This window comes from Ramlibacter sp., assembly GCF_035554825.1.
GTDB lineage: Bacteria > Pseudomonadota > Gammaproteobacteria > Burkholderiales > Burkholderiaceae_C > Ramlibacter.
This window is the reverse complement of sequence record NZ_DATMHS010000006.1, coordinates 1-6,004: the sequence shown is the minus strand read 5'-3', so window position 1 is coordinate 6,004 and position 6,004 is coordinate 1. Positions and strand designations below refer to the sequence as shown.

General features: G+C 70.9%; 7 protein-coding genes. 4 read left to right on the top strand and 3 right to left on the bottom strand.

What is annotated here, in order from left to right:
• Positions 1 to 995, bottom strand: a 995-nt coding sequence (locus VNT59_RS00280) for a fumarylacetoacetate hydrolase family protein (protein ID WP_325495470.1), incomplete at its 3' end; no start/stop codon positions are given.
• A gap of 53 nt (positions 996 to 1,048) precedes the next feature.
• Here VNT59_RS00280 and VNT59_RS00275 point away from each other — a divergent pair.
• Together VNT59_RS00275 and VNT59_RS00270 are read left to right on the top strand one after the other, a co-directional pair.
• Positions 1,049 to 2,086 carry a DUF3108 domain-containing protein gene (locus VNT59_RS00275; RefSeq protein WP_325495468.1) on the top strand — a complete coding sequence of 346 codons (1,038 nt, stop codon included), beginning with the start codon at positions 1,049 to 1,051 and terminating at the stop codon, positions 2,084 to 2,086.
• A gap of 113 nt (positions 2,087 to 2,199) precedes the next feature.
• On the top strand, positions 2,200 to 2,472 hold the full coding sequence (locus VNT59_RS00270) for a BTH_I0359 family protein (protein WP_325495466.1): 273 nt from the start codon (positions 2,200 to 2,202) through the stop codon (positions 2,470 to 2,472).
• A gap of 32 nt (positions 2,473 to 2,504) precedes the next feature.
• On the opposite strand, the gene VNT59_RS00265 is transcribed toward VNT59_RS00270, so the two are convergent.
• The gene (locus VNT59_RS00265) at positions 2,505 to 3,563 is read right to left on the bottom strand and encodes an AbrB family transcriptional regulator (RefSeq protein ID WP_325495464.1); all 1,059 of its coding nucleotides are present in this window, start codon (positions 3,561 to 3,563) and stop codon (positions 2,505 to 2,507) included.
• Positions 3,564 to 3,613: 50 nt separating this feature from the next.
• Between VNT59_RS00265 and VNT59_RS00260 the strand changes: the two genes are divergently transcribed.
• Entirely contained in the window at positions 3,614 to 4,375 is a 762-nt protein-coding gene (locus VNT59_RS00260) for a ChaN family lipoprotein (RefSeq protein WP_325495462.1), read from the top strand.
• Between the two features lie 49 nt (positions 4,376 to 4,424).
• On the opposite strand, the gene VNT59_RS00255 is transcribed toward VNT59_RS00260, so the two are convergent.
• Positions 4,425 to 5,759: an aspartate aminotransferase family protein gene (locus VNT59_RS00255; protein WP_325495460.1), complete on the bottom strand. Its 1,335-nt coding sequence runs from the start codon at positions 5,757 to 5,759 to the stop codon at positions 4,425 to 4,427.
• A gap of 86 nt (positions 5,760 to 5,845) precedes the next feature.
• Here VNT59_RS00255 and VNT59_RS00250 point away from each other — a divergent pair.
• Positions 5,846 to 6,004, top strand: a 159-nt coding sequence (locus tag VNT59_RS00250; protein WP_325495472.1) for an ACT domain-containing protein, incomplete at its 3' end; no start/stop codon positions are given.

The window sequence follows — 6,004 nt, the reverse complement described above, 5'->3', positions numbered from 1 at the left end:
GCGACCTTCTGGTCGATGGCGCCGAAGATGCTCTGGCCGTCGCGGCCACGCATCTCGATGCGAATGGTGTCGCCGTACTTCATGAAGCCGGTGGCCGGCTGGCCGTCCTGGATCGTCTCGATCGCGCGCTTCTCGGCGATGCAGCTGTAGCCTTTGGGCCACTCGGTGCGGCCGTTGGATTCCACGCCCTTGTTGCTGACGGTGCCGGAGCCGACGATGCTGCCGGCGCGCACATTGCGGGTCTTGCAGATGTGCGCGATCAGCTGGCCGAAGTGGAAGGTCATGTCGACGCCGGCGTCGCACATGCCGACCTTGCGCCCGTTCCAGCTGCTTTGCAGCGTCAGGTTCACGCGCCCCGCGTCCCAGGCATCGCCCAGTTCGTCGAGCGTCACCGCCACCGGGCTGAAGGCGGTCGCCGGCTTGCTCTGGAAGAAGCCGAACCCCTTGGCGAGTTCGGCCGGAATCAGGTTGCGCAGCGAAACGTCGTTGGCCAGCATCACCAGCCGGATGCCTTCGAGCGCCCGTTCCGGCGTGGCGCCCATCGGCACGTCCGCGGTGACGACGGCGATCTCCGCCTCGAAGTCGATGCCCCATGCTTCGTCGGCCACGACCACGTCGTCGCACGGCCCGAGCAGGTCGTCGCTGCCGCCCTGGTACATCAGCGGATCGGTGTAGTAGGTTTCCGGCACCTGCGCGTTGCGGGCGGCGCGCACCAGCTCGACGTGGTTGATGTAGGCCGAGCCGTCGGCCCACTGGTAGGCGCGCGGCAGCGGCGCCATGCAGCGGGCGGGCTCGAACAGGAAGGCGTGGCGGGCCTTGCCGCCGTTCAGCGCGTCGGAGAGGTCCTGCAACTGGGGCGACAGGAAACCCCAGTCGTCCAGCACCTGCTGCAGCCGGTCGGCGATGCCAGTGGCGTAGTGGGCGGTGGCGAGGTCACGCGAGACGACGACCAGCTGGCCGTCGCGCGAACCGTCCTTGTACGTGGCGAGCTTCAATCTGCCTCCCGGATGTCGACGCGCCCGGGCCCCGCGACGTTACGCATCGTGAAATGAATCGACCTGGTCGAAATTCTAGCGGGCGGCACGCCGGCGGCGCCAAGGCGCAGCGCGCCGCGATGCCGGCGCCGGTGCTGCTGGCGCTCACCGCGGCCGTGCTGGCGGCGCATGGCTGGCTGCTGCGCGCCGCGCCGCCCCGCTGGCAGGTCCAGCCCGCCGCGCGGCCGGCGGCCTTCCTCACGCGCAGCGTCGCGCTGCCGGCGGCGCTCCCGGTCGCTCCCGTGGCGCCGGTGGCCGCCGCCAAACGGCCGCCGGCCGCGCCGCCGCGCGAACCGGTCCCGGTCGAGCCGCCGCCGGTGGCCCCGAGCGGCAGCCAGTCCCCGGCCGCCAGCGCGGCGCCGGACGCGGCGCCGCCGGCGCCGCCGAGCCCGCCGCCATCGGTTGCCGCCAGGTTCGACGTGCCGCCGCCGGTGCGGCTGCACTACCAGGTCAGCGCCCAGACGCGGCAGCAGCGCACGCAAGGCAGCAGCGAGCTGCGCTGGGAACACGACGGCCAGCGCTACGAGGCCCGGTTCGAGGTCACCTTGCCGCGCCTGCCGCCGCGCCTGCTGCGCAGCGCCGGTCGGGTCGGCGGCGACGGCATCGCGCCGCAGCGCTTCGCCGAACAGCGTCGTGGCGAGCAGGCGACCCACTTCGACCAGGACGCCGGCCGCCTGGTCTTCAGCAACAACCAGCCACCGGCGGCGCTGCTGCCCGGTGCCCAGGACCGCCTCAGCGTGCTGGTGCAACTGGCGGCGATGTTCGCGGGCGATCCCCACCAATACCCGGCCGGCAGCGTGGTCAACATCCCCACCGCGACCACCCGCGAGTCGGGCGGGTGGGCGTTCACCGTGGTGGGCGAGGAGCAGCTGCAATTGCCGGCTGGCGAGCTTGCCACCGTCAAGCTGGTGCGCCCGCCGCGGGGCGAATATGACCAGCGCATCGAGGTCTGGCTGGCCCCCGGCATGGCTTACGTTCCGGTGCGCCTGCGTCTGACACAGCCGGGCGGCGATTGGGTCGACCACCAGTGGTCCGCAACCGACAGGCGCTGAGCTGGCGCCCGCCTATTCTGGGAACCAAAGGGAGGCCCTTCCAACCGCGCTGGTCCCGGTCATCCTTGAAACCGGCCCAAACGTTGCCAATTGAAGTGGCAAAGGAATCGAAAATGCAAATGCTCTATGACTCCGACTCGTTCGTCGTCGTGCACATGCAGGCGAACGAACCCGCCGACGGGGAACCGCCACCGCGGATCGCAAGGCACGGCTTCGAGATCGTCGACAAGCGCTCCAACAAGGAGGTGTACCTGGACGGCTCCTGGGCCGAGGCCTTCCAGCGTCAGATCAACGCCTGGCAGGAAAACACCCCCACCCAGGAAGAAGTCGAGGAGACGCTCGACGGCTACGCCGAGCTCGCCCAGAACCCGCTCGTGATGCACTGAGGCACGACCGCCGCGCTGAAGGGTCGCACCCTTCAGTGCCGGCGGGCCCACCACCGGAACAACGGCTCCACCAGCAACAGCACGGCCACCAGGCGGCAGACCTGGAACGCGGTCACCAACGGCACGCCCAACTGCAGCACCTTCGCAGTGATTGCCATCTCGGCAATGCCACCGGGCGAAGTCCCCAGCACCAATGTCGGCCAGGCCAGCCCGGTCGCCCACGCCAGGGCGGCGGCAAAGCCCGCGCACAGCACGATCATCGCCACCGTCCCCGCCGCCACCGCGCCCAGCCACTGCGGCGCGGCGTGCAGGAACTCGGCCGAAAAGCGCACGCCCAGGCTCACGCCGATGACGAGCTGGGCCGCGTTCGTCATCCACCTGGGCACGGCGGACAGCTCGACCCCCGCCACCGTCAGGCCCATCGCGACCAGCAGCGCGCCGATGAACCACGGATTGGAGCGGCCGGTGCGCTGCAGCAGCAGGGCGCCGGCCAGGGTCGCCAGCGCCAGCAGCGCCAGTCCGGCGGGGTTCACCGCGCGCACGCCCTGCTGGCTGGCGTCGAGCCCCGACAAGCCGGCCCAGGTGAAGGCGAACGGGACGAGGATGGTCACGATCACCAGCCGCACGCTGTGCGACGCGGCCACCAGGTCGGTGCGCCCGCCTTCGCGCTCGGCCAGCACCGTCATTTCCGAGGCGCCGCCGATCGCGCCGGCGAAATAGCTGGTCGCGCGTTGCTCCCGCGGCGTGCCGCCGATGCGGTGGCCCTGCGAGCGCTGCAACCACCAGCCGAATGCCCAGCCGAGCCCCAGCGCCCAGGCGACGCTCAGGGCGATGGCCCACCAGACGCTGGCCAGCAGGGTCGTGATCTGGGGCGTGAAGTACAGGCCCAGCGCGCTGCCGATGGCCCATTGCCCGGCGTTGCGCAGCGGCGCGAGGCTGCGGGTCGGCAACCCCAGCACCGAGGCGGCGCCGGTCGACAGCAGCGGCCCGATCATCCAAGGCACCGGCGTGCGCAGCCACACGCACAGCAGCGCCGCCGCCAGAGCCAACAGCAGGGTCAGGGCGACGCGGACGGCAAAAGTAAGGGTCATGCAGGCGGCCGCACCGCACGGGCCGCGGCGCAAGGCCTTAGTATCCCCGGATGCGCTTCACCCTGATCGCAGCTCTGCTGTTGGTGGCCGGATGCGCGGCCACCCCGTCGATGCCGCCGCTGGTCGGCCCCGACGGGGCCCCGCTGGACCTGATGCTGCTGGGCGAGCAGCACGATGCCTCCGAGCACCAGGACCTGCACCGCCAGGTCGTGCAGGAGCTGGCGCGGCGCGGCCGGCTCGCGGCCGTGGTGCTGGAGATGGCCGAGCGCGGCCGTTCCACGGCCGGCCTGCCCCGCACCGCGACCGAGGCCCAGGTGCGGCAGGTGCTCGGCTGGGAGGAAAGCGGCTGGCCCTGGGAGCCGTACCGCCCGGCGGTCATGGCGGCGGTGGAAGCCGGCGTTCCGGTGCTCGGCGGCAACCTGCCGCGGCCGCATCTGCGCGCGGCGATGGCCGATGCCCAGCTCGACGCGATCCTGCCGGGGCCGGCGCTGAAGGCGCAGCAGCAGGCGGTGCGCCAGGGCCATTGCGACCTGCTGCCCGAGCACCAGGTCGGCCCGATGACGCGGGTGCAGATCGCGCGCGACCGGGCGATGGCGCGGACCCTCGAGGAAGCCGCGACAAGCGGCCAGACCGTGGTGCTGCTGGCCGGCGGACGCCATGTCGACGATCAGCTGGGGGTGCCGCTGCACCTGCGCGCCGGCCTGCGCGTGCAGTCCACGCATTGGCCGGCGCAACCGCCCAAGAAGGACTATTGCGCCGAGTTCGAGGCGCAGATGAAGTCGCGTCGATCGGGTCAAGCCCCGCCGCCGTAGCGCCGCCCGGCCGGCACGCCGGGCGGCGGGCCCACCGGCGGTGCGGACCTCAGGCGTGGCCGCGGATCGAATCGGCCAGCGTGTTGACCAGCGTGTCGATGTGCTGGCGCTCGACGATGTACGGCGGCGCGATCACCAGCACGTCGCCGGCGGGCCGCACCAGCGAGCCCTTGTGGAAGCAGTCGACGAAGATCTCGTACGCGCGCTTGCCCGGCGCGCCCGGCAGCGGCGCCAGTTCCACCGCCGCCGCCAGGCCCAGGCTGCGGATGCCGATCACGTTGGGCAGGCCCTTGAAGGTGGCATGGAACGCGTCGCCCAGCACCTTGCCCATCTCGCCGGCGCGCGCGAACAGGTTCTCCTGCCGGTACAGGTCCAGCGTCGCGATCGCCGCCGCGCAGGCGACCGGATGGCCGGAATAGGTGTAGCCGTGGAAGAACTCGACCACGTGCTCCGGCGCCTCGGTCTTCATCATCGCGTCGTACAGTTTGTCGCGGCAGATCACGCCCCCGAGCGGGATCACGCCGTTGGTCACGCACTTGGCGAAGTTCAGCATGTCGGGCACGACGCCGTAGTAGTCGGCGGCGAAGCTGGTGCCCATGCGGCCGAAGCCGGTGATCACCTCGTCGAAGATCAGCAGGATGCCGTGCCTGTCGCAGATCTCGCGCAGCCGCTGCAGGTAGCCCTTGGGCGGCAGGTACCAGCCGGCGCTGCCCGCCACCGGCTCGACGATGATCGCCGCCACGTTGCTCGGGTCGTGCAGCGGCAGGATGCGGTTTTCCAGCTCGGCCAGCAGGTCCTCGCCCCAGACCGGCTGCTCGTTGTGGAGGTACGCATGGTTCACCGGGTCGTGGATGAAGCGCATGTGGTCCACGCGCGGCAGGAAGGCCCCGCCGAAGATCTTGCGGTTGGCCGGAATGCCGCCCACGCTCATGCCGCCGAAGCCGACGCCGTGGTAGCCCTTCTCGCGGCCGATGAACACCGTGCGGTGGCCCTCGCCCCGGGCGCGGTGGTAGGCCAGCGCCACCTTCAGCGAGGTGTCCGCGGCCTCCGAACCGGAGTTGCAGAACAGCACCTTGTTCAGGTCGCCAGGGGCCAGCGCCGCGATCATCTCCGCGGCGCGGAAGGCCTGGTCGTTGGACGCCTGGAACGCCGTGGCGTAGTCCAGGGTGTCGAGCTGCTGCTTGATCGCTTCGTTGATCGGCTTGCGGTTGTGGCCCGCGCCCACGCACCAGAGGCTGGAGATGCCGTCGATCACCTTCTTGCCGTCATGGGTCGTGAAGACCATGCCGTCGGCGCCGACGAACACCCGCGGGTCCTTGCGGAAAGCCCGGTTCGGCGTGAAGGGCAGCCAGTGGTGATCCATCGAGAAGTCTTTGTAAGCCATCGCGGTTCTCCTGGGGTGTGCGGCGCAGCCATTGTCGCACCGGCCGGCAGCGGGCGCCGCGACGCTGCTGCGACAATCGGCGCGGTATGAATCACGCTTATATCCTGACGCTTTCCTGCCCGGACCGGCCGGGGATCGTGCACGCCGTGTCGGGTTTTCTCCTGGAGCGCGGCGGCAACATCGAGGAGGCCGCGCAGTACAACGATCACGGCACCGGGCTGTTCTTCATGCGGGTGCAGTTCGCC